The sequence below is a fragment of the Nocardia inohanensis NBRC 100128 genome (genome assembly GCF_001612945.1).
GTDB classification, from domain to species: domain Bacteria; phylum Actinomycetota; class Actinomycetes; order Mycobacteriales; family Mycobacteriaceae; genus Nocardia; species Nocardia inohanensis.
The window spans coordinates 121,916-142,455 of sequence record NZ_BDBK01000010.1 but is presented as its reverse complement, the minus strand read 5'-3'; the positions used below and the strand labels follow the sequence as shown (position 1 = coordinate 142,455).

Annotated in this window: 20 protein-coding genes and 1 pseudogene; 12 read left to right on the top strand and 9 right to left on the bottom strand. The window is 68.2% G+C overall.

Going from position 1 to position 20,540, the window contains the following annotated elements; all coding sequences use genetic code 11:
- Position 1 precedes the first annotated feature (1 nt).
- Positions 2–640 (bottom strand): TetR/AcrR family transcriptional regulator, encoded by a 639-nt coding sequence (locus tag NI1_RS20330; RefSeq protein ID WP_245663320.1) that lies wholly within the window; start codon positions 638–640, stop codon positions 2–4.
- Between the two features lie 110 nt (positions 641–750).
- Between NI1_RS20330 and NI1_RS20325 the strand changes: the two genes are divergently transcribed.
- The 6 genes from NI1_RS20325 to NI1_RS20300 are packed head-to-tail and all read left to right on the top strand — an operon-like array spanning position 751 to position 7,504.
- Positions 751–2,169 carry a flavin-containing monooxygenase gene (locus tag NI1_RS20325; protein ID WP_084523459.1) on the top strand — a complete coding sequence of 473 codons (1,419 nt, stop codon included), beginning with the start codon at positions 751–753 and terminating at the stop codon, positions 2,167–2,169.
- Positions 2,170–2,204: 35 nt separating this feature from the next.
- Positions 2,205–3,449, top strand: a complete 1,245-nt coding sequence (locus NI1_RS20320; protein WP_067823134.1) for an NADH:flavin oxidoreductase/NADH oxidase family protein — start codon at positions 2,205–2,207, stop codon at positions 3,447–3,449.
- Between the two features lie 17 nt (positions 3,450–3,466).
- Positions 3,467–4,267, top strand: a complete 801-nt coding sequence (locus NI1_RS20315; RefSeq protein WP_067823131.1) for an SDR family NAD(P)-dependent oxidoreductase — start codon at positions 3,467–3,469, stop codon at positions 4,265–4,267.
- 2 nt (positions 4,268–4,269) lie between these two features.
- Complete coding sequence (locus NI1_RS20310) at positions 4,270–5,052, top strand: acetoacetate decarboxylase family protein (RefSeq protein ID WP_067823855.1); 783 nt, start codon at positions 4,270–4,272, stop codon at positions 5,050–5,052.
- A gap of 43 nt (positions 5,053–5,095) precedes the next feature.
- On the top strand, positions 5,096–6,220 hold the full coding sequence (locus tag NI1_RS20305; RefSeq protein ID WP_218026790.1) for an MBL fold metallo-hydrolase: 1,125 nt from the start codon (positions 5,096–5,098) through the stop codon (positions 6,218–6,220).
- A 15-nt stretch (positions 6,221–6,235) separates the two neighbouring features.
- The gene (locus NI1_RS20300) at positions 6,236–7,504 is read left to right on the top strand and encodes a cytochrome P450 (RefSeq protein WP_067823128.1); all 1,269 of its coding nucleotides are present in this window, start codon (positions 6,236–6,238) and stop codon (positions 7,502–7,504) included.
- 36 nt (positions 7,505–7,540) lie between these two features.
- On the opposite strand, the gene NI1_RS20295 is transcribed toward NI1_RS20300, so the two are convergent.
- Both NI1_RS20295 and NI1_RS20290 read right to left on the bottom strand, forming a co-directional pair.
- Positions 7,541–8,344 (bottom strand): HEAT repeat domain-containing protein, encoded by an 804-nt coding sequence (locus NI1_RS20295; protein ID WP_067823125.1) that lies wholly within the window; start codon positions 8,342–8,344, stop codon positions 7,541–7,543.
- Complete coding sequence (locus NI1_RS20290; RefSeq protein WP_067823122.1) at positions 8,331–9,023, bottom strand: molybdopterin-dependent oxidoreductase; 693 nt, start codon at positions 9,021–9,023, stop codon at positions 8,331–8,333. The genes NI1_RS20295 and NI1_RS20290 overlap by 14 nt, the downstream gene beginning before the upstream one ends.
- A gap of 165 nt (positions 9,024–9,188) precedes the next feature.
- Between NI1_RS20290 and NI1_RS20285 the strand changes: the two genes are divergently transcribed.
- The 3 genes from NI1_RS20285 (at position 9,189) to NI1_RS20275 (ending at position 12,600) form a co-directional block, all read left to right on the top strand.
- Positions 9,189–10,484, top strand: a complete 1,296-nt coding sequence (locus NI1_RS20285; protein WP_369690149.1) for an APC family permease — start codon at positions 9,189–9,191, stop codon at positions 10,482–10,484.
- Positions 10,485–10,603: 119 nt separating this feature from the next.
- Positions 10,604–11,947 (top strand): family 1 glycosylhydrolase, encoded by a 1,344-nt coding sequence (locus NI1_RS20280; RefSeq protein WP_067823117.1) that lies wholly within the window; start codon positions 10,604–10,606, stop codon positions 11,945–11,947.
- Positions 11,948–12,057: 110 nt separating this feature from the next.
- A complete protein-coding gene (locus NI1_RS20275) occupies positions 12,058–12,600 on the top strand; it encodes a DUF8020 domain-containing protein (RefSeq protein WP_067823114.1) in 543 nt (180 codons plus the stop codon).
- A gap of 71 nt (positions 12,601–12,671) precedes the next feature.
- On the opposite strand, the pseudogene cynS reads toward NI1_RS20275, so the two are convergent.
- A pseudogene (gene cynS, locus NI1_RS20270) lies at positions 12,672–13,034 on the bottom strand (cyanase); the annotation flags it as partial.
- 39 nt (positions 13,035–13,073) lie between these two features.
- Here cynS and NI1_RS20265 point away from each other — a divergent pair.
- Positions 13,074–13,598 (top strand): LysR substrate-binding domain-containing protein, encoded by a 525-nt coding sequence (locus tag NI1_RS20265; protein WP_084523516.1) that lies wholly within the window; start codon positions 13,074–13,076, stop codon positions 13,596–13,598.
- A gap of 12 nt (positions 13,599–13,610) precedes the next feature.
- Here the strand turns inward: NI1_RS20265 and NI1_RS20260 are convergent, their stop codons facing one another.
- Positions 13,611–14,021 (bottom strand): PaaI family thioesterase, encoded by a 411-nt coding sequence (locus NI1_RS20260; protein ID WP_067823109.1) that lies wholly within the window; start codon positions 14,019–14,021, stop codon positions 13,611–13,613.
- A gap of 240 nt (positions 14,022–14,261) precedes the next feature.
- On the opposite strand from NI1_RS20260, the gene NI1_RS20255 reads away from it, so the two are divergent.
- Complete coding sequence (locus NI1_RS20255) at positions 14,262–15,293, top strand: alpha/beta hydrolase (RefSeq protein ID WP_439957284.1); 1,032 nt, start codon at positions 14,262–14,264, stop codon at positions 15,291–15,293.
- A gap of 61 nt (positions 15,294–15,354) precedes the next feature.
- Here the strand turns inward: NI1_RS20255 and NI1_RS20250 are convergent, their stop codons facing one another.
- From NI1_RS20250 to NI1_RS20240, 3 genes are all read right to left on the bottom strand, one after another.
- Positions 15,355–16,959 carry a flavin-containing monooxygenase gene (locus NI1_RS20250; RefSeq protein ID WP_067823106.1) on the bottom strand — a complete coding sequence of 535 codons (1,605 nt, stop codon included), beginning with the start codon at positions 16,957–16,959 and terminating at the stop codon, positions 15,355–15,357.
- Positions 16,960–17,099: 140 nt separating this feature from the next.
- Positions 17,100–17,468 (bottom strand): ArsR/SmtB family transcription factor, encoded by a 369-nt coding sequence (locus NI1_RS20245; RefSeq protein ID WP_067823104.1) that lies wholly within the window; start codon positions 17,466–17,468, stop codon positions 17,100–17,102.
- A 3-nt stretch (positions 17,469–17,471) separates the two neighbouring features.
- Positions 17,472–18,797 carry an MFS transporter gene (locus NI1_RS20240; RefSeq protein ID WP_067823102.1) on the bottom strand — a complete coding sequence of 442 codons (1,326 nt, stop codon included), beginning with the start codon at positions 18,795–18,797 and terminating at the stop codon, positions 17,472–17,474.
- Positions 18,798–18,902: 105 nt separating this feature from the next.
- Between NI1_RS20240 and NI1_RS20235 the strand changes: the two genes are divergently transcribed.
- Positions 18,903–19,679, top strand: a complete 777-nt coding sequence (locus tag NI1_RS20235; RefSeq protein WP_067823099.1) for a hypothetical protein — start codon at positions 18,903–18,905, stop codon at positions 19,677–19,679.
- Between the two features lie 74 nt (positions 19,680–19,753).
- Here the strand turns inward: NI1_RS20235 and NI1_RS20230 are convergent, their stop codons facing one another.
- Positions 19,754–20,536: an SDR family oxidoreductase gene (locus NI1_RS20230; RefSeq protein ID WP_067823097.1), complete on the bottom strand. Its 783-nt coding sequence runs from the start codon at positions 20,534–20,536 to the stop codon at positions 19,754–19,756.
- Between the last annotated feature and the right edge of the window lie 4 nt (positions 20,537–20,540).

The following is a 20,540-nucleotide window of genomic DNA, read 5'->3' as shown; positions in this document are numbered from 1 at the left end:
GTCAGTGCTGGGCGGTCCGGTCGCGGAAGGCGGGGAGTGCGGGGATGAGGGTGTCGGCGAAGTCGCGGATGCGTTGGGGTGGAAAGGTTTCGGGGTCGGCTAGGACCAGGCGGCCGGCTTCCCAGTAGAGGGCGTACATGGTGCGGGCGGTGAGTTCGACGTCGACGGTGGCGAGGCGTTCGGGTGGGCAGGCGGCGCGGACGAAGGTTGCCAGGGCGGCGATGAAGGCTTGCCGGCCACGTTCGAGGCGGCCTCGGAAGGTGGGGGTGCTGGCGTCGGCGATCAGGAAGATGGCGCGCCAGCGGTCGGGGGCGGATTGCACTGCGGTGAGGAAGGATTCGAGGGCGGCGGCCATGGCGGCGGCCGGGTCGCCGGCGCCCGCCGAGGGGATGGCCGTGGCCATCTGTTCCAGTGCCGCGGTCTCCTCGCGGTCGAGGGAGGCGCGTAGCAGTGCGTCGGAGTCGTCGAAGAGGCCGTAGACGACCGGGCGGCTGATGCCCGCTGCCCGGGCCACGGTGTCGATGGACACCTTGTGGATGCCCTGTTCGACGATGACGCGCAGGACCGCGTCGAGGATCTGCGCGCGCCGCTGTTCGGGGGCCATACGTGGTGCGTAGGCCCGATTTCTGCGTTCGGCCACGATCGCGGTCGTCCTCTCTTGCGGTCCGGTGCGCTTGACAACTCGAAGCGTCGGCGCAAATACTACACTCACTGTAGCTACACTGACTGTAGCAATTAGTGGAGGTCGCAATGGCGCGTCGGTACTGCATCATCGGGGCTGGGTACACCGGGTTGGCGGTGGCGAAGGCATACACGGATCTGGGTCTGGACTACGACCACATCGAGGCGACGGACGCCATCGGTGGCAATTGGTCGCACGGGGTGTACGACTCGACGTACCTGATCAGTTCCAAGGGCGTGACCGAGTACCCGGACTACCCGATGCCCGCCGGCTACCCCGATTTCCCGAGTGCGGCGCAGATGCGTGACTATTTGCGGGCCTTCGCCGCCGAATTCGGCCTCGACCATCGGATCGAGTTCGGCACGCTGGTGACCGATGTCGCCCCGTTGGACGCGACGGGCCTGGCGGGGTGGCGCGTCGAATTCGGCAATGGCGAGGTGCGCGAGTACGCCGGGGTGGTGGTCGCGAACGGGCACTATTGGGACGTTCATATCCCTTCGTACCCGGGCGAATTCACCGGGAAGCAGATCCACTCCAAGCATTACAAGCGCCCGGCCGACCTGGATGGCCCGCGGGTGCTGGTGGTCGGCGCGGGCAACTCCGGCTGCGATCTCGCGGTGGAGGCCGCGGTGACGTTCGGGAACTCGGAGATCTCGCTGCGCCGCAGCTACTGGTTCCTGCCGAAGTACGTGCTCGGAATCCCCAGCGGCAAGTTCGATATCGGTTCGGTGCCGCTGCCGAAGCCGGTGCAGGAGGCGGTGATGCGGTCCATCATCGCGCTCGGTATGGGCAGCCACGGCAGCTTCGGCCTGGAGAAGCCCGGGCATCGGATCCTCGACCACGACATCGTGGTCAATCAGCAGTTGCCGTACTTCCTCAAGCACGGCCGCATCGCGGTCCGGCCGGAGATCGAGCGATTCGACGGCCGCGCAGTACATTTCACCGACGGCACCAGCGGCGAGTACGACACCATCCTGTGGGCGACCGGATTCAAGACCACCTTCCCGTTCCTGCGCGCCGGTCTGCTGGAGTGGGAGCACGGGCAGCCGCGACTGGTCTCGCACACCTTCGCCCCCGGGATCGCCGATCTGTATTTCGCCGGATTGGTAGCGCCGCGCTCGGGCGCGGGCATGCTGCTGATGAACAGTGCCCGGCTGCTCGCCGAGTCGGCACTGCTCCAGCAGCGGATGCGCACGCCGATCGGTGATCTCTACGCCCACATCTCCAAGCCGAACAGCCAATTCTTCGCCGGCGGACCGGAATTGCGCTGGGAGGTGCTGCGCGGCCGGCAGCTGGTGCGCACCATGACCCAGCTGATGACGATCCGCGCGCTGCTCTCCGGCTTGGGCGCGGAGGAACCGAAACCGGTTGCAGCCCAGACGAATACGGTGCGCGCTCTGCCCGGCAGCGTACTGCGCCCGGTGCGGGGCCTGTCCGGCAGCGTACTGCGACCGATCCGCGACGCCGTCGCCCGCGGCATCGCCTGATCCGACATCCGCTCCGCGACACCAGGAGTCCAGCCATGGCACCCAAGACCCGCACACCCCGCATCGTCGCAGTCGGCAGTCCGCTGACCCTGCCGTGCGGCATCACCCTGCCCAACCGCATCGCCAAGGCCGCGATGAGCGAGCAACTCGGCGATATCGCCGGCGCGCCCAGCCAGACCCTGACCCGGCTCTACAGCGCCTGGGGGCGCGGCGGGGCGGGGCTGCTCATCACCGGCAATGTCATGATCGACCGCCGCGCCTTCGTCGAACCGCGCAATGTGACCCTCGAGGACGACCGGCATCTCGAAGCCGTCGGGAACTGGGCGCGGGCGGGTGCGCGTGAGGGTTCGGTGATGGTCATGCAGATCAACCATCCGGGGCGCGTGGCGGTCGGTCCGCTGCACCGCCGCCCCGTCGGCCCGTCGGCGCTGCGGCCGCAGGCGGTCGGGTTCAACCTGCGCAAGCCGCGAGCGCTGACCCTCGACGACATCGCCGGCCTGCGCCGCCGCTTCGCGCGCACGGCGGAACTCGCGGTGGCGGCGGGGTTCGCGGGCGTGCAGGTGCATGCCGCCCACGGCTACCTGCTGTCGCAATTCCTGTCTCCGATCGCCAACCAGCGCACCGATCGGTACGGCGGTTCGCCCGAGAACCGGCGGCGGCTGTTGCTCGAGGTGGTCGCGGAGGTGCGAAAGGCCATCGGCCCCGGTGCCATTCTCTCGGTCAAGCTGAACTCGGCCGACTTCCAGCGCAGGGGGCTGGAGGAGAACGAGTCGCTCGAGGTCGCGCTCGCTCTCGAGCAGGCCGGCATCGATCTGCTGGAGGTCTCGGGCGGCAATTACGAGGCCCCGGCGATGACCGGTGTGGTGCAGGACGGTACGCGCGAGCGTGAGGCGTACTTTCTGCGCTATGCCGAGGAATTGCGCGCCCGCTCGGCCATACCGCTCATGCTCACCGGCGGCATCCGCACCCTCGACTTCATGAACGAGGTGCTCGCCCAGGGCTCGGTGGATGTGATCGGGCTGGGCCGCCCGTTCGCGGTCCAGCCCGATATCGCCGCGGCGCTGCTGACCGGATCCCGGGAACCGGCGGTGCTGCCGACCGCCCCGCGCCTCCCGATGCCCGGAGCCACGCCGATCAACTCCTACCTCCAACTCGCCTGGCACGCAGCCAATTTCCAGCGGATCGCGGCGGGGGAGCGGCAGGTGAGCGGACCCGGGGCCGTTCGCACGCTGCTCGCCGCCGGCACCACCGTGTCCGCCCGCGCGCTCACCCAATTCTGATCGCCGAGGAGCATCCCATGAGCCTGCCCAACCCAACCCCCGGCAGCCGGGCGGTCGTCACCGGAGCCTCCTCCGGTATCGGCGCTGCCCTCGCGGAAAGGCTTGCCCGGCACGGATATTCGCTGATCCTGGTGGCCCGCCGCGCGGATCGGCTGCTCGATCTGGCCGATCGGCTGAGCATCTCGTACCAGGTGGCGGTCGAGATCCGGGCCGTCGACCTGTCCGACCGCGACGCGCGCGGCAAACTCTGCGCGGAACTGGAAAATCGCGAGATCACCGTGCTGTGCAACAACGCCGGATTCGCCACCTACGGCCCGCTGGCCCGGGCGAACGCGGCCCGCGAGCGTCAGCAGGTGGAACTGAACTCCGTTGCGGTGCATGATCTCGTCCTCGCCGTACTGCCCGGCATGCTGGCGCGCGGGGCCGGCGCGATCCTGATCACCGGCTCCACCGCGGGCAATCAGCCCGGACCCGGGAACACCACCTACGCCGCCAGCAAGGCCTTCGCCAATACCCTCGCCGAATCGCTGCACAGCGAGCTGGCGGGTACCGGCGTGAGCTGCACCCTGCTCGCCCCCGGCCCGGTGCGGACCGAATACGCCGAGGTCGCCGAGGTGCCGAAGCTCGACAAGCTGGTCCCGGCGCCGCTGTGGGTGAGCGCGGAACAGGCTGCCGAGGAAGCGATCTCGGGCCTGGCGGCCGGTCGCCGCCGGGTGGTGCCGGGTGTGTTCGCCAAGGTGCAGACCGTCGGCGGCCAGTACACGCCGCGGGCGCTGATCGGCCCGATCCTGCGCACCGTCTACGGAAAGGTCAAGTGACCATGGACTGGGAACCCGCCATCCGCACCGCCGGGCGCTCGCTCGGCACGGATCTGACCCGCCTGCTCGCGATCGCCGATCCGCGCGGCAGCTTCTACCGTGACGCCCACTACTACTCGGCGACCGTCGAAGTCGATCCCGGCAAGATGCGCCAGTGGCTGCCCGCCGGGATGCGACTGGCCGAACCGGCCCGCGCCGACGTGTTCACCGCCTATTTTCCGGAGTACAACTACGGCACCGAGGCCTATCACGAGGCAGCCGTGTTCGTGCACGTGAAGACGTTGCAGGGCACCGGAATCCACTGTGTCTGGATGGTCCTCGACGACGACGTGGCGCTGATCATGGGACGTGAAGGGGCGGGCTACCCCAAGAAGCTCGGGCAGATCGACTGGGCCAAGACCGATACCGAGATCCGCGCCGAGGCCGGACGCCGCGGCCACAAGCTGGTGCGCATGAGCGGGCGGCTCGGCGAGGTCATCGAGGACGCGCCGCCGTTCCTCGGTCGTCCGCACCGCAATGTCATGGGATTGATGGGCGCGCTGTTCCCGTCCTTCGTGGTGGGCTTCACTCCGCGCGAGAAGATCATCGAGGCGCGCCGGGTCGAGGACTTCACCCTGGAAATCGGTGGCTCCGAACGTGATCCGCTCGATCAGATGGGTCTGGGCCGGGTCGTCGAGGCTCGCCTGCATCGCGTCGACCTGTTCGCCACCGGCCTGCCGCCGATTCCGCTGCGGCCGTTGAGCCCGCTGTTCACCCTGACCCACCTGCGGCCCCGGATCCTCTGACGGGCAACGCATCCCATCGCCCGAACGCTCCGAGGAGGATCGTATGAGCATCGCCGAACGCCTCAGCACCGAACCCATCGCCGTCCCGCGCCCGGCCGTCACCGCCCCCTTCACCCGCATCGACACCTTCGACAAGGCGCTGTCCGCGCCCGGTGGGTTCGGCGCCCGGCTGCGCGCGTGCCGCACGGCCGCACTGGATTTCAAGCGCGAGTTCGCCGCCACCGGCCGCCCGGATTCGGTGCGCACCCATGATCTGATCTCGCTGCCGTATCCGACCCGGTACGGGCTGTTCCGGGCCGCGATCAGTCCCACGCCGTTCGTCACCATCTTCAACCGCATGCTGATCGTGCGCTGGACCGACAGCGACGGCACGCCCCGCACTCTGCTGTTCGAGCCGAGTGATCACGAACTCGACTCCTACACACCGTATTTCGCCGAACTCACCAAATTCACCCCGGGTCCGCTGCGCAATGTGTTCGTGCACGCGCACACCGATGTGCTCGGCGCCTGCCGCCAGGCGGGGCTTGATCCGGCCGAGGTCGACTTTCTCGCCTTCGACCACCTGCACACCCAGGATGTGCGGCGCTGGCTGGGCACCACCGCGCCGCAGGCCGACATCAGCCCGGACCGGCCGGTAGCCGCGGCCTTCCCGAACGCCAAACTGCTCGCCCAGCGCGACGAGCTCGAGGCCATGGCGGATCTGCACCCCTTCCAGCGGCCCTGGTATCAGCCCGGCACCTTCGTGGACCTGCCGCCGGAGCGGATCCTGCCCCTCGACGGCAGCGTGCTGCTCGGTCCCGGCGTCGCGTTGATCTCCACACCCGGCCACGCCAAGGGCAATCAGTCGCTGGTGCTGAACAGCGACACCGGGATCTGGGTGATCAGCGAGAACGCCATCGCCACCGAATGTCTCACGCCGGAGCATTCGAAGATCCCCGGCCTGTCCGGCTTCACCCGGTCCTGGGGGCACGAGGTGGTGCTCAATGCCAACACCATCGAGACCACCTACGAGCAGTACAACTCGCTCATCATCGAGAAGACCATCGCCGATGTCTCCCAACGGGATTCGCGATTCCGGCAATTCTTCCCGTCCAGTGAGCTGACCGACGCGCTACTGAACCCGGGTACCGCGCCCACCTTCACCCACCGCGCCATCCGGCACGGCTGAGCACCGGCGGAGACCATGACCACCGCGACCCCCGCACCCGGCTTCTTCACCGAACTACTGGATCCGGCCAACCGCACCGACCCCTACCCGCTCTTCGACCGCATCCGCGAACACGGCGCGGTGCGGCTGGGCCGCTCACCGGTGGTGGTGCTGTCCTCGTACCAGGACTGCGCCACCGTGTTCCGGCATCCGGCCGCGGCGGTGGAACGCCGTCACGCCGCGATTCCGATGGGGCCCATGCCCATTCACGACCTCGCCGGCGACCGATGCGCGGAGCTGACCGGGGCGACCTCGTTCCTGTTCCTGGACGCCCCCGACCACACCCGGCTGCGCAGGCTGGTGGCGAAGGCGTTCACCCCGGCCACGGTGCGCACCCTCGCCCCGCGCATCACCGCCATCGCCGACGCCGCTCTCGACCGGGTCGCCGAACGCGGGACCTTCGACCTGGTGGCCGATCTCGCCTATCCGCTGCCCATCACCGTCATCTGCGAACTGCTCGGCGTGCCGCTCAGCGACGAACCGCAGCTGCGGCGGTGGTCGATGCTGCTGGCGCGCACCCTCGACCCGATCTCGGCCACCGCCGCCACCGGCCGCCCCGATCCGGGCGAACTGGTGCGGGCCGACAACGAACTCCACGACTACTTCGAACAGCTGATCCGGCACCGGCGCACCCGGCCGGGCGAGGAGCTGCTCTCGGCGCTGATCGCGGCCGAAGAGTCCGGGGATGCCCTCACCCACGAGGAGCTCATCGCGACCTGTGCGTTGCTGCTCATCGCCGGGCACGAAACCACCGTCAACCTGATCGCCAACGCCGGCCTCGCGCTGCTGCGCAACCGCCATCTGCTCGCCATCCTGCGCACCGCGCCGGCCTTCGTCGGCCCCGTGATCGAGGAGACCCTGCGCTACGATCCGCCCGTTCAACTGGTGCCGCGCATCGCCGCCGGACCGATTCCGCTGCCCGGCATGGACATTCGGACCGGCGACGCCGTGATCATGCTGCTCGCCGCCGCCAACCACGACCCGAACGTCTTCGCCGGTCCCGAACGCTTCGATCCGGCCCGCGCCAACCGGCACCTCGCCTTCGGTCTCGGCCAGCACTTCTGCCTCGGCGCACCCCTCGCGCGCCTGGAAACCGAGATCGCGCTGACCTGCTTCGCCCGGCGGGTCGTGGCGCCCGGCATCGACAACGGTCGTCTGCGCTATCGCGAACACGTCACCCTGCGCGGTCCCGCCGAAATGCCCATCGGCTACGCCCGGATCGCCCCGGCCGGATCCGATCGCTGAGCGCGAGGATGCTTGCCGACGGCGTCGGCAGCCCGATCAGGATTCGCGGGCGGCGATGGCGGCCTGGATTCGGCGCAGGGTGCGGAGGGCTTTCTTCGCTGCGACGCCGACTACACCGTCGAAGACTGTTTGGCCGCGGTCGTGGGCCATCAGGCGTTCCAAGGTCGGTACGGCGCGGTCGTCGCCGGTGGAGCCGAGGGCGACGGCCGCCCAGTAGCGTTGATCGGCGTCGCCGTGCTCGGCTGCTTCGCACAGCCTCGGGATGATGTCGGGGGTGAATCTCGATAGGGCGCTGGCGATGTAGCCGATGCGGAAGTAGCGGCGGTGCTCGAATTCTGCCCAGAGTGCGGCGAGGGCCGCGTCGCCGCCGATCATGCCGAGCGCTTCGGCGGTGTGTTCGCGCATGCCGGCGACCGGATCGCGCAGCAGGGGCGCGAGTTGCGGAACCACCGACTCGTCACCGAGTACGCCCAGTGCGATCACCGCTTGATCGCGCGCCATTTCCTGCGGGTGGTCCAGCATCGCGAGCAAGCCGGGGACGGCGTCGCGGAAACCGAGGGCCGCGCAGCCCATTGCGGCCCAGGCCTGGCAGTTGTATCGGGTGTCGGCGAGCGCCGCGAGCAGGGGAGCCCGCAGTGAGTCGTCCCCGAAGACGGCCGCGCGGTTCAGTGCCCGGCTGTAGAGCGCTCGGTGGTAGTCGCGATAGTCGCGAACAAGCCCGCGCAGTGCTTCCGCCGCGGACGTGTCCCCGTCGGCGGCCCGTTCCAGCAGCAACCGCAGATTCTCCTCGCGGGTGCCGAGGTCGCCGTCTTTGAGGGCTCGCGTATCAGCTGGGTTCACCGCCCAACGGTACCGGAGGCTTGACGCTGCCCCGGGCGCTGAGGGCGCGGATGGGCGCGATCAGCCAGTGGTAGACGGGGCGCACCATCCGCCCGGGGAGGTAGCGGTTGCGCTCCTCCCGCCATACTCGCGCCCTGGGGTGCCCCGAGATCGGTGACAAACGATCGGAGACCGGGGGTTCGGAGGTGTGGAATTCGATGCGGCACAGGTGTTTCGTGCTGATGAACCCGTACTGTCCGGGGCTGATCAGCCGCAGCGGAGCGCCGTGGTCGCCGTCGAGCGGCTGCCCGTCGAGACGGTCGGCGAGCAGGACATCGTCGGCCAGGGCATCCTCGAGCAGCACGATCGATTTGAAGCCGTCCAGACCTTCGAACACCGCATGGGTGATGGTCGCCCCCGGTTCGATCAGCGGTTCGACCCGGGTGCGGTAGAACGTCTCGAACGGGGTTCCCTCCCACCGCAGCCCGGTGGCGGACCATCCTGCGACGCAATGGAAGTCGGCTTTGCGCTCTTGCCGCGGCAGTTGTGCGAGGTCACGCTGCGACAAGGTGATGGTCTCGGTCAGCGGCCCGCTGACCGCGAGCACCGGATCGGCGGGTATCGGGGGAGGCGGGTGATGCAGATGCTTGCCGAAACGCGGGAATCCATCGGCGACGCGTTGACCTGGTGGAAGTGTCATGGCAACTCCTGTTATACGGTGCCGTATAACAGCGAAATTACTCCGAGCTCGTCGTGGCGTCCAGCTCGTGGGCCGGAAGCGGGTTCGCTGAGCAATAGCTCGCGATCGATTCGAAGACCGTCGCAGGGGTAAACGCTCGGTATGTCCACTCCGCTGAATCGCGCCGTGAGTACCCCTCTGCTGTACTTCTTCATCCTGGGCGACGTCCTGGGAGCGGGGGTATATGTGCTGGTCGGCTCGGTCGCGAAAGTGTCCGGTGGCGCGGTGTGGCTGCCGCTGCTGATCGCCCTGATCCTGGCGACGCTCAGTGCGGGCTCCTATGCCGAGCTGGCGACGAAGTATCCGCGGGCGGGCGGGTCGGCGCACTATGCCACCCGGGCGCTGGGGCCCGCGGCGGGGTCGCTGGTGGGGTTCTGCATGCTCGCCGGTGGGGTCGTATCGGTGGGGGCGCTGGCGCGGGCGTTCGCGGGCGACTACCTCCAGGCTCTGGTCACGGTGCCGACCCTGGTCGTGGTGGTCGTCTTCCTGTGCGCCTTGGCGGCGCTGAACATTCGCGGCATCAGGGAGTCGTTGCGCGCCAACGTCTTCGCGACGCTGATCGAACTCGGCGGGCTGGTGCTGATCGTGGTGCTGGGCATGTGGATCATCGCCCGCGGCGACGCCGACCTCGGCCGGTTGACGGAATTGGGCACGCCCGATCGGAGCGTGGTGTCCGCGGTGCTCGCGGGCACGGTGCTGGCCTTCTACTCCTTCGTGGGCTTCGAGACCTCGGTGAATCTGGCCGAGGAGGTCCGCGACCCACGCCGGTCGTACCCGACGGCGCTCTTCGGCGCGCTGGGCACCGCGGGCGTCATGTACATCCTCATCGGCGTGGTCGCCAGTGCGGCGGTTCCCACCGATGAATTGGCCCGCGCCAGTGGACCTCTGCTGGAGGTCGTGCGTATCGCCGGCGGCGTGCCCGAATGGCTGTTCAGTGTGATCGCACTGGTCGCCGTCGCCAACGGTGCGCTGCTGACCGGAATCATGGCCTCGCGCTTGACCTACGGGATGGCGCGCGACGGACTGCTCCCCGCCGCACTGGCCCGGGTGCTGCCCGTGCGGCGCACCCCGTGGGTCGCGACCATCGCCACCACGACGGTCTCGCTGGTGCTGGCGCTGACCGGCGAGGTCGCGGCCCTGGCGGAGACGCTGGTACTGCTGCTCTTGGTGGTGTTCGCGGCGGTGAACTGCTCGGTCCTCATCCTGCGCCGCGAGCCCGGGGAACCCGGCCACTTCCGGATCCCGACCATCGTGCCCTGTCTCGGCTTCGCGTCCTGTCTGTTCCTGGCGACCCGCATCGAGGGGCAGGTCTGGGCGCGCGGTTTGATCCTGGTCGGCTTGGGAGTGCTACTGGCACTGGTGAACAGCGTGCGCGCGCGGGGTCGCACGACTACGGAGCGTGAATACGTGGACACGCCCTGACCGCGCCACCAGTTCGTCATTGCGAATGCCACACGTTTTGGACGTATGACCAGTAAGGTCTGGGGATCGTGCGCGGCCATGTCGGGGATGCGCTCCGGTGCGTTGGAGGAATCGGCGGAATGAGACGAACTCGGCTGGTCTGTTCGCTTTTGACGGCGGTCGCCATCACCGCGGCCGGGTCCGCGGTGGTGGGTGCGGCGCCGAGCGGTAACAGTGGATCCGCCTCCGGGAGCTCGGCGCCGAGCACCGTGCAGCCGCTCGGGGCCGGGTTCATGTGGGGTGTCTCCATGGCCGGATTCCAGTCCGAAGGCCATGCGCCCGACAGCAATTGGAGTCGCTATGCCGGCTCGGGGCAGGCCCGCGACCCGTACGGCGACTCGGTGGATTTCTACGGTCGATACGCCGACGATATCGACCTGGCGGCCGGTCTCGGGGTGAAGGTGTACCGGCTCAGCATCGAGTGGGCGCGGGTGCAGCCGCGCGCGGATGTGTGGGACGAGAACGACTTTCGGTTCTATGACGCCGTGGTGCAGAAGATCCGGGCGGCCGGTATGCGGCCCATGCTGACGCTGGACCATTGGGTGATTCCGGGGTGGGAGCTGGATCGGGGCGGGTGGAAGAGCAAGGGCATGGTCGCCGATTGGCTGGCCAATATGCGGCGGGTGGTGGATCGGTACGCCTCCTATGACCCGCTGTGGGTGACCATCAACGAGCCGATGGGGTATGTCGCGCAGTCGATAAAGATCGGCGATATCGGCGTGCTGGACGCGCCGGCCATGTTCGATCGGCTGGTGCAGGCGCACTCCGCGATCTACGACCACATTCACGCTCGTCAGTCCGGCGCGCTGGTGACGAGCAATGTCGCGCAGTACCCGATCGTGCAGAACCTGACCGACATGCTGTTCGCCGACCGGGTGCGCGACAAGCTCGACTACGTCGGCATCGACTTCTATTACGGTGCGTCCCTGTCGAATCCGCCGACCCTGGCACTGGTCGGCGACGAACTGTGGAAGAACGCCATCGAGCCCGAGGGCATCTACTACTACATCCGCAGCTACGCCGAGAAGTTTCCGGGCCTGCCGCTGTATGTGGTGGAGAACGGTATGCCCACCGACAGCGGGCGCCCGCGCGATGACGGCTACGACCGCGCGGATCACCTGCGCGACACCATCTACTGGGTGCAGCGCGCCAAGGCCGACGGCATGAACGTGATCGGCTACAACTACTGGAGCCTCACCGACAATTACGAATGGGGCAGCTACGCACCGCGGTTCGGCCTCTACACCGTGGACGTGAAGTCCGACCCGGCCCTCACCCGCCGCCCCACCGACGCGGTCCCGGCCTTTCGGAGCATCACCGCCACGGGCGGTGTGCCCGCGGATTACCGCCCGACTCGCAACCCGGCGCTCTGCTCGATAATCACCCCGCCGGAAAGTTGCCTGCGCCCGGTCTCGGTGCCCTAGAAATCTATTGCCACAGGCATGGACAGCAACTGCCGTGCAAGCGCATCATGATCTTAGTTGCCGTTCGTCGGGGGAACGTCAAAAAGGAAACCCGAACGGATGGAACGATCATGTTTGTCAAGAGAATGGTGGCGACAGCGTTGTTCGCCATCGCGGCCACCGGAATAACCATGGCGACGGCGCACGGTGAGGGCAGCCTCGCGGACGTCGATATCGGGGCGACCGCCGGGACGGTCGGGTACACCACAACCCTTGCGGCCGACCACACCTATGCGGTGGTGAATCTGGATTCGGGCCGATTCGCGCTGACCTCGGACGGGGTCCAGATGATCGCCGATGACGGGGTGGTGGTGGGGACCATACCTACCACGCTGAGAGTCGAGACGGGTCAAAGCCTCGCTGTCACACCGACTCTCAACAGCGAGACGCAGTTGACGCTGACACCGGTCGGCGGGCCGACGGCGGCGGCCACCAGTTCGCAGAGCCTGCCGTTCATTCACACCGTGGACGCCAACGGCGGGGCGATCCTGGCCGGCGCGGTGGTCGGGTGCCTGGTCGGGATCGTGATCGGGATCTGGTTCTTCCTGGTCGGTGCGATCGTCGGATGCGCTATCGGGGCTGCCATCGGTGGCTTCATCGGTGCGGTGGCGTAGCTGCACGCGCACCGGGGCGGGTTCGGCCGTCACGTCGTTCTCCGGCCGAACCCGCTCGCGCGCAGCATATTTCAGAAAGGCTTCGTCGGCAGGTACTTGCCGTCGAGGGTGATGACGGCGCGTTCACCGCCCTCGGGGTCGGCTACCTTGCGGACATCCAGCTTGAAATTGATGGCGCTGATGATGCCGTCGCCGAACTCTTCGTGGACGAGAGCTTTGAGGGTGGTGCCGTAGACCTGGAGCATTTCGTAGAAGCGGTAGATGGTGGGATCGGTGGGGATGCCGCCGGGGATGGAGCCGCGCGTCGGAATGGTCCGAAGTAGCTGGGCCGCATCGTCATCGAGCCCCAGCAGCTCGGCGACCGCGACGGCGGCGGGTTCGGGCAGCGCGTGCTGGCCGAGCACCGCGGCGGTCACGAAGGCCACCGAAAGGCCTACGAACGGCACCCCGGCATCGACGCGACGGTGCGCGAGATGAGTCAGGATCACATCGAATCCGCCCTGCTGGCAGATGAATTGGATATCGGGATCGCCTTCGCTGGCCAGCATCTGCCGGGTCTCACGCCGATGCCGCTGTTCGTCGAGAGCCTGAGCCTCGTGGTCGGCGAGCCGGGTCGGGACGGTTTGGATACCGCCCGACCGATGTCCGTCGCGCACCTCGAGCGCTTGCCCTTGGCGCTGCTCACCGCCGATTTCGCCACCCGCATCCACATCGACGCGTACTTCGCCCGGGAAGCTGTGACACCGCGAATCATCGTGCAGGCCAATTCAATTCAAGCCCTTACCGAGATCGTGTGGCGCACCGCGCTGGCGACGGTGCTGCCCGACGCGATCACCCGTACGCGCTGTGATCTTGTCCCGATCGCCTTGGATCCGCCGCTGCCGCCACGCCGCATTGTGCTTCTGGTCCGCGAGAACGGCTATCGCAGTGCGGCGGCACGAGCCTTCATCGCGCTGGCGGAAGAGGTGGCCGCACGGCTCGCTACCAACCGTGATTGACAAGCCCTACGTCTAGAGCACCGCCTGCGTCTGCGTCACCTTCGCCACCAGTTTGCCCGCATCATCGCGAATCTCGGTCTCCACCACTATGAAACTGCGGCCCGCGTGCAGGGGTTGTGCGGTCGCGGTGGCGTACCCGGAGCGCAGCCCGCGCACGAAATTCGTCTTCGATTCCACGGTGGTGGTGCCCTGTTTGCCCTCGGGCAGATTCAAGTACGCGCACACCGCCGCGGTGGCATCGGCCAGCGACATGAGCGCTCCGCCGTGCATGGCCCCGCCGAGCGTGCACTTGGATTCGTTCCAGGCCAGTCGGCTGCGCACCAGGTCGGCGCCGCACTCCAGCACCTCGACGCCGAGCCCCGCGGTGAACGGCATGGTGGCGAAGAGTTGCGCGCCGGTGGGATTCGCTGCGATATCGGTCATGCGATCGACTCTGGCCGACAGTGGGCTCCCGGTCGATTACCTCCCGGGTAATGCCCGGCCCGCATCCCGACCGCTGCCGTCGGCGACCGGCCGCATGAGCGCGGTCACGGTGTGCTGACGGTCATCAAGCACGCTCTCTCAGCCCAGCCTCAGCTGCGGGCCAGCAAACGTTCAGAGCGTTCCGTAAAGGTGAACCGTTAGCTATTACGAGTTGAATCAACCTGCCTAAGGAGATCCGGCGTGCGTTCGAAGAAGATCTGGGGCAGTGCGGTGCTGGCATTGACGGCTACCGTCCTGCTACCGATCGCGGCCGGTACCGCCTCGGCCGTGCCCGCGCTGAGCCCGGCGGGCACCTCGGCCGACGGGTCGTATATTTCCTCGACCAAGCAGATCGACGATCGCACCATGAAGGTGTACGTGTTCTCGGCCGCCATGAACAAGAACATCGAGATCGATGTGCAGCGCGCGGCCGACACCTCGCAGCCCACGCCGGTGCTGTACCTGCTCAACGGCGCCGGCGGCGGCACCGACTCCGCCACCTGGCAGAAGCAGACCGACGCGCTGAAGTTCCTGCGGGACAAGAACGTCAATGTGGTGCAGCCGGTCGGCGGCGCGTGGAGCTACTACACCGATTGGCGCGCACCGGATCCCACGCTCGGGGTGAACATGTGGAAGACCTTCCTCACCGAGGAGCTGCCGCCGCTGATGGACAAGGCGCTGAACAGCAACGGGCGCAACGCGATCGCGGGTCTGTCGATGGCGGGCACTTCGGTGCTCCAGCTGCCGATCGCCGCACCCGGGCTGTACAGGTCGGTGGCCGCCTACAGCGGGTGCGCACAGATCAGCGATCCGCTGGGCTACAACTTCGTCCGCACCGTGGTCGCGGCCGGCGGCGGTGACACCGACAATATGTACGGGCCGGAGAACGATCCGATGTGGGCCGAGAACGATCCCTACGTGCACGCCGATCAGCTGCGCGGGCTGAACCTGTACATCTCCAGCGGTTCCGGGCTGCCGGGCCGGTGGGACACCCTCGACGGCCCGCACACCCTGCCCGGCACGCCCGGCCTGGCCAATCAGATGGTGGTCGGCGGCGGCCTGGAGGCGGCCACCAACTATTGCAGCCACAATCTCGCGGCCAAGCTGGGTCAGCTCGGCATTCCCGCCACCTTCGACTTCCAGCCCACCGGCACCCACTCCTGGGGCTACTGGGAGGACGACCTGAAGAAGTCTTGGCCGGTGCTGGCCGCCGGCCTCGGTCTGCCCGCCTGATCCGGGCGGGTGACGAGACGCGGCCGCGGTCGGCGGGGATGCCGACCGCGGCCGTGTTGATTCACGCGAGTTCGAAACTCGGGTAACCGTTTTCGCGCTCTTCGTCGCAGAAGCGCCGGTAGTTGCCGAATCCGCCGATGTAGGGCATGAATACGCGCTTCTTGCCTTCGATATTCGCACCCAGGTACCAGGAGTTGGCCTTGACGAACAACGTGCCTTCGGCCACCTCCATGAGGTGATCGGTCCACTTCACCGCGGCGTCCTCGCGCGCGGCGGCCTGGCGAATTCCGTTGGCGCGGCAGTGCTGTACGAGCGCGAGCACCCAATCCAGCTGCTGTTCGGAGTGCAGCGCCATGTTCGCCATCACCGACGGGGTGCCGACGCTGTTGATGCTGAACATGTTCGGGAATCCCGGGATGCCGAAGCCCAGATAGGTGACCGGACCGTCGGCCCAGGTGTCGGCCAGCCGGACCCCGTGCGCGCCGCGAATGTCGATGCGCAGCAGCGCACCGGTCATGGCATCGAAACCGGTCGCGTAGACCAGGGTGTCGAGTTCGATGAACTTGTCCGCGGTGCGCACGCCGGTGGGCGTGACCTCTTCGATCGGCTCCCGGCGCAGGTTCACCAGCGACACATTGGGCCGGTTGAACATCTCGTAGTAGCCGGAGTCGGTGCAGATGCGCTTGGTGCCGATGGGGTGATCGGTGGGGATCAGGTCGTCGGCCACCGCCGGATCCTCGACCTTGGCGCGGATTTTGGCGACCGCGAACTCGCGCACCAGCTCATTGGCCGCGATATCGCTGTTCTGGTCCGGGAACACCTTGTTGAACAGCACCCCGCCCTGATTCCAGCGGTCCTCCATGGCGGCTTCGCGCTCCTGCGCGCTCAGCTCCAGGGCCTTGGTCTGGATCGAGGCGTGCGGGGTGGCGGCGGGGGCGTAGTAGGACTTCTCGCGCCGCTGCCGGTAGGTGGCGCGGATCTGGCCCTGCTCCTCGTCGGTCCACGGCCGGTTCGGGATGGGCACGCTGAAGTTGGGGGAGCGCTGGAAGACGGTGAGCGACAGCGCTTCCCGGGCCAGGATCGGGGAGACCTGGATGCCGGAGGAGCCGGTGCCGATGACGCCGACGCGCTTGCCCGCCACCGAGACGCCCTGCTCGGGCCAGCGCGCGGTGAAGATCTCCTCGCCCGCGAAGGTATCCACGCCCGGCAGGTTCGGCTTGATCGGCGCGGAGAGGCAGCCGGTGGCGAAAACCACGAAGCGGGAACGGTATTCGCCACCCTGCTCGGTGCGCAGTGTCCAGATCGATTCCGCGTCGTCGAAGTGCGCGGCGGTGACGGTCTGCTCGAAGCGGTAGCGCGAGCGCAGATCGAAGCGATCGGCCACATGGTTCAGGTAGGCCAGGATCTCCGGTTGCGCGGCGAAACGCTCGGTCCAGGTCCAGTTCTGCTGCAACTCCTCATCGAAGGAGTAGGAGTAGTCGACGCTTTCCACATCGCAGCGCGCGCCCGGGTACTTGTTCCAGAACCAGGTGCCGCCCACATCCGAACCGGTCTCCAGCCCGAGCACGTCCAGCCCGGCCCGCGCCGCGTGATGGACGCCGTAGAGCCCGGCGAAACCGGCGCCAATGATGATCACATCGTGGGGACTGTCCTGCCCGGTGCTCATGCGTGACCTCTCAACATTCGTCCAGCGATATTTCGAATAGGCATATCGTCAGGGGGTATGCGAGAGCCCGCGAGAGTTGGTCCCACTGACCAGGAGGAGGGACCCGCCGTCATCGCGGCAGCACCGGAGTGCGGGGGTGGTTATCCGTGCCGGGGTTCGCCGGTCACCACGTGGTCGGCGTGATTGAGCCCTTCGCGGACCAGGCGCGCCAGATGCCCGTCCCGAATGCTGTAGATGATGCGCCGACCGTCCCGGCGGGTCTCGACCAAACCGGTGAACCGCAGCTTGGCCAGGTGCTGGCTGACCGCGGTGCGCGACGCGCCGCAGGCTTCGGTGAGCGCGGTGACGTCGGCTTCACCCTCGGTCAGCATCCAGAGAATGTGCAGGCGGGTGGGGTCGGCCAGCATGCGGAAGGTTTCGGTGGCCGCATCCAATCGCGGCTGATCCGGCTGCGCGGGGTGGGTGAGGCTGGGGGAGCGCAAGGCCTTCGCGTCGCCCTTGCTCGCCATGACTCACCTTCCTGCCGCCACCACCTCGGCGCCCGCGTCGAGCGCGGTGGTCGCCGGCCACCAACGGGCGGCTGTCGTACCCGCAAGTGTAGCGATCCCGGCCAGCACCATCGCGGTGATCGGCAGCCCCGCGGCCGCGCCGAGCACACCGGCGATGGGGTAGGTGAGCAGGAAACAGGCGTGGGAGAGGGAGAACTGCGCGGTGAAAACCGCCGTGCGCGTGCGAGTGTCGGAGTGCGCGCGCAGCAATCGCGCCGCCGGGGTGTTGATGGTGGAGGTGCCCGCGCCGAGCAGCGCCCAGGTCGCTGCGAGCAGCACGGCTCCCGCGGCGGGCGGCAGCAGCGGGATGGCCGCGGCCGCCAGCAGGCCGAAAGGCAGTACGCGGCAGCCCAGCAGCATGAACCGGCGGTCGGATCGCGGGGTGCGCCGGGGGTCGGCGGGCGGGGTGAATTCGTGCTCGCCTGCCGCTCGGGAACCAGCCTCGCCCGCCGCCCGGGGTCCCGGCGCGAGCACGCGCGGCGCGATCAGCGCGACCAGCATGGAGCCGAGTCCGTAGCAGCCCAGCGCGAGCGCGACGCCGGTGTTGGAGCCGCCCAGGCGATCGCGCACATACACCACGGTGTTCACGATCACCAGCGAAGTCGCCGCCGCCACAACGAGATTCATGGCCAGCAGGCTGCGCAGCACCGGTTGCGCGGTCATGGAGCGGGCGCCGAGCGTGATGCGCTGCCACAGCGGTGCGGAGCGCTCCGGGGCGTCGATGCGAGGCAGCCGGGTGCTGACGACCATGGCCGCCGAAACCACGAAACCCATTGCGGTACCGGCGAACAGCGCGTGATAGCTGATCACCGTGAGCAGCGCCGCCGCCAGCATCGGACTCAGCAGCGACTCCAGGTCGTATGCCAGCCGCGACAACGAGAGCCCGCGGGTGTACTGCTCCTCGTCCACCAGTACCGCCGGGATGATCGACTGGAAGGCGGGCGTGAACGTCGCCGACGCCGCCTGCAATACCGCGATCAGCAGATAGATCTGCCAGGTCGCGTCGACGAACGGCAGCAGCAGCGCGACCCCGGCGCGCACCGCGTCCGCCGAGACCAGTAGCACCCGTCGCGGTACCCGCTCGGTCGATGCCGAAATGACCGGCGCCACAGCCACATACGCCACCATCTTGATGGCCAGCGCGGTGCCCAGCACGACTCCCGCGTCGCTTCCGGCCAGGTCGTACGCGAGCAGTCCCAGTGCCACGGTCAGTAGTCCGGTGCCGACCAGTGCCACCACCTGTGCGGTGAACAGCCGCCGGAATCCCCGATTGCGCAGAACGTCGATCACGTCACCACTATAAGCCAATATGTGCGCAGCTATGCACATGATGTCCGTTAGCCGCCAGATCGGAAATTTCGGGCAGGTCGCCGATCCGCTGCTATCTTCGCCGGTATGGGGAGGAACCTCGCGGTCTGCGGTGCGGCCGTACTCGCGGCACTGGCCATCTCGGCCTGCACCCGGCACGGCAGCGCCGCGCCCGGCGTCGGCGGCGAGACCACCCCGCCGCCAGCGACCACCGCCACCACCGAGCCGCCCGTCACCACGCCCGCCTCCGACCTCCCCGAATGCGGTACGCCCGGAGCCGCCGAACCGCCCCCGTCCTGCGTGCTGACCTCCCGCGACAGCCTCGGCCTGTCCTTCGAGGTGCGCTACACCGGCAGCAAGGCGCAGGGTTACTCCGCGACCATCACCGTGCTCGATTCCGGCGGCGACCAGCTCCAGACCATTGTCGAAAAGGACGCTCGCTCACCGTCGCAGCCCATCCTGCGCGATCTCGACGGCGACAATCGCGACGAGTTGATCGTGCCGGTCTACCTGGCCACCGCCAATTCCCGATCGGTCATCTACCACGCCGGCGGCGACACCCAGCACTTCCAGCGCGCCGGGGAAGTCGCCGGAATCGGTATCGACAGATCGGAATCCGGCTATCTCACGGTCTGGGGCCGCGGCAGCGCGAAGACCTTCTACGTCGACTTCCTCACCTTCAGCGGCGACAGCCTGAAACCCGTCGTCACCGCCGAGGTGGAGCTGTTCGGCTCCGCCGGTCACGTCACCGGATCCCAGTGCACCGTCAAGGATTCCGGCGGCCTGTCCGGCAGCGGACTCACCCTCGAGCAGGCACGCGAGCACTTCTGCGCCGAACCCGCGGTGCTGAGCCTGATGCGCTGACCCCGCGAATCCGGGGAATCCCGGGGTGATTCCCGATACCCGCGAGACGGCCGCCGCGGCAAGCTGGAGCCAGGTCAGCGGCCCGGCTTCGGGTACCGCCGCCGCAGCCACTCCGGGTAGTCGAACGACACCGCCTCGCCGTCGTCGCCGAGGCACAGCGCAGCGCCGCGCACGCGTCGGGCCACCCGGCCGAGCGGTGGAATCGGCAGGGCCAGCAGGGATTCGCCGACCACCGCGCGGCGGGCCCGCGCCAATTCGGTGAGGGTGTGCACGGCCGGGCCGCCCACATCGGGCACCCGGCCGGACGGGCCCGCCTCGACCGCGTCGGCCAGCTTCGCCGCCACCGCGTTCACATCGACCGGCTGAAAGCGCAGGCCGCCATGGGGTTCCAGGCGCGCCTTGGCCGCGGCCGCCAGGGTCTCGTCGATGAGTTCGTGGAATTGGGTGGCGCGCAACAGGGTCCAGGGAATCTGCCCCTGCGTCACCACCCGTTCCTGCGCGGTCTTGGTGCGGTAGTAGGAGAACGGCACCCGCTCACAGCCCACGATGGAGATGTCCACGTGATGCCCGGCGCGCGCCCGCTGCTCGGCCGCCAGCAGCGCCCGCACCCCCGCGACCAGGACCTTGCCGCTGCGCAATCCGCGATGGCTGGCGGCGTTCACCACCGTGTGCACGCCTTCCAGCGCCTCGTCGAGCCCGGCTCCGGTGACCAGATCCACCGCGTGATGGGTGGCGCCCGGCACCGGTTCGGCGGGCGCGGTGCGCGAGAGCACCCGCACGGTATGCCCGCGCGCCGCCAGTTCCCGCACCACCGGCCTGCCCAGCGTTCCCGTTCCGCCCACTACCGCCACCTGCATGCCG

Bases quoted from the DNA above. Each gene is read 5' to 3' on its own strand.
- NI1_RS20260 (WP_067823109.1), bottom strand. From the start codon at position 14,021: ATGACCGATATCGCAGCGAATCCCACCGGCGCGCAACTCTTCGCCACC.
- NI1_RS20280 (WP_067823117.1), top strand. From the start codon at position 10,604: ATGAGACGAACTCGGCTGGTCTGTTCGCTTTTGACGGCGGTCGCCATC.
- NI1_RS20265 (WP_084523516.1), top strand. From the start codon at position 13,074: ATGAGTCAGGATCACATCGAATCCGCCCTGCTGGCAGATGAATTGGAT.
- NI1_RS20300 (WP_067823128.1), top strand. From the start codon at position 6,236: ATGACCACCGCGACCCCCGCACCCGGCTTCTTCACCGAACTACTGGAT.
- NI1_RS20305 (WP_218026790.1), top strand. From the start codon at position 5,096: ATGAGCATCGCCGAACGCCTCAGCACCGAACCCATCGCCGTCCCGCGC.
- NI1_RS20325 (WP_084523459.1), top strand. From the start codon at position 751: ATGGCGCGTCGGTACTGCATCATCGGGGCTGGGTACACCGGGTTGGCG.
- NI1_RS20290 (WP_067823122.1), bottom strand. From the start codon at position 9,023: ATGACACTTCCACCAGGTCAACGCGTCGCCGATGGATTCCCGCGTTTC.
- NI1_RS20320 (WP_067823134.1), top strand. From the start codon at position 2,205: ATGGCACCCAAGACCCGCACACCCCGCATCGTCGCAGTCGGCAGTCCG.
- NI1_RS20275 (WP_067823114.1), top strand. From the start codon at position 12,058: ATGTTTGTCAAGAGAATGGTGGCGACAGCGTTGTTCGCCATCGCGGCC.
- NI1_RS20230 (WP_067823097.1), bottom strand. From the start codon at position 20,536: ATGCAGGTGGCGGTAGTGGGCGGAACGGGAACGCTGGGCAGGCCGGTG.
- NI1_RS20310 (WP_067823855.1), top strand. From the start codon at position 4,270: ATGGACTGGGAACCCGCCATCCGCACCGCCGGGCGCTCGCTCGGCACG.
- NI1_RS20235 (WP_067823099.1), top strand. From the start codon at position 18,903: ATGGGGAGGAACCTCGCGGTCTGCGGTGCGGCCGTACTCGCGGCACTG.
- NI1_RS20250 (WP_067823106.1), bottom strand. From the start codon at position 16,959: ATGAGCACCGGGCAGGACAGTCCCCACGATGTGATCATCATTGGCGCC.
- NI1_RS20245 (WP_067823104.1), bottom strand. From the start codon at position 17,468: ATGGCGAGCAAGGGCGACGCGAAGGCCTTGCGCTCCCCCAGCCTCACC.
- NI1_RS20315 (WP_067823131.1), top strand. From the start codon at position 3,467: ATGAGCCTGCCCAACCCAACCCCCGGCAGCCGGGCGGTCGTCACCGGA.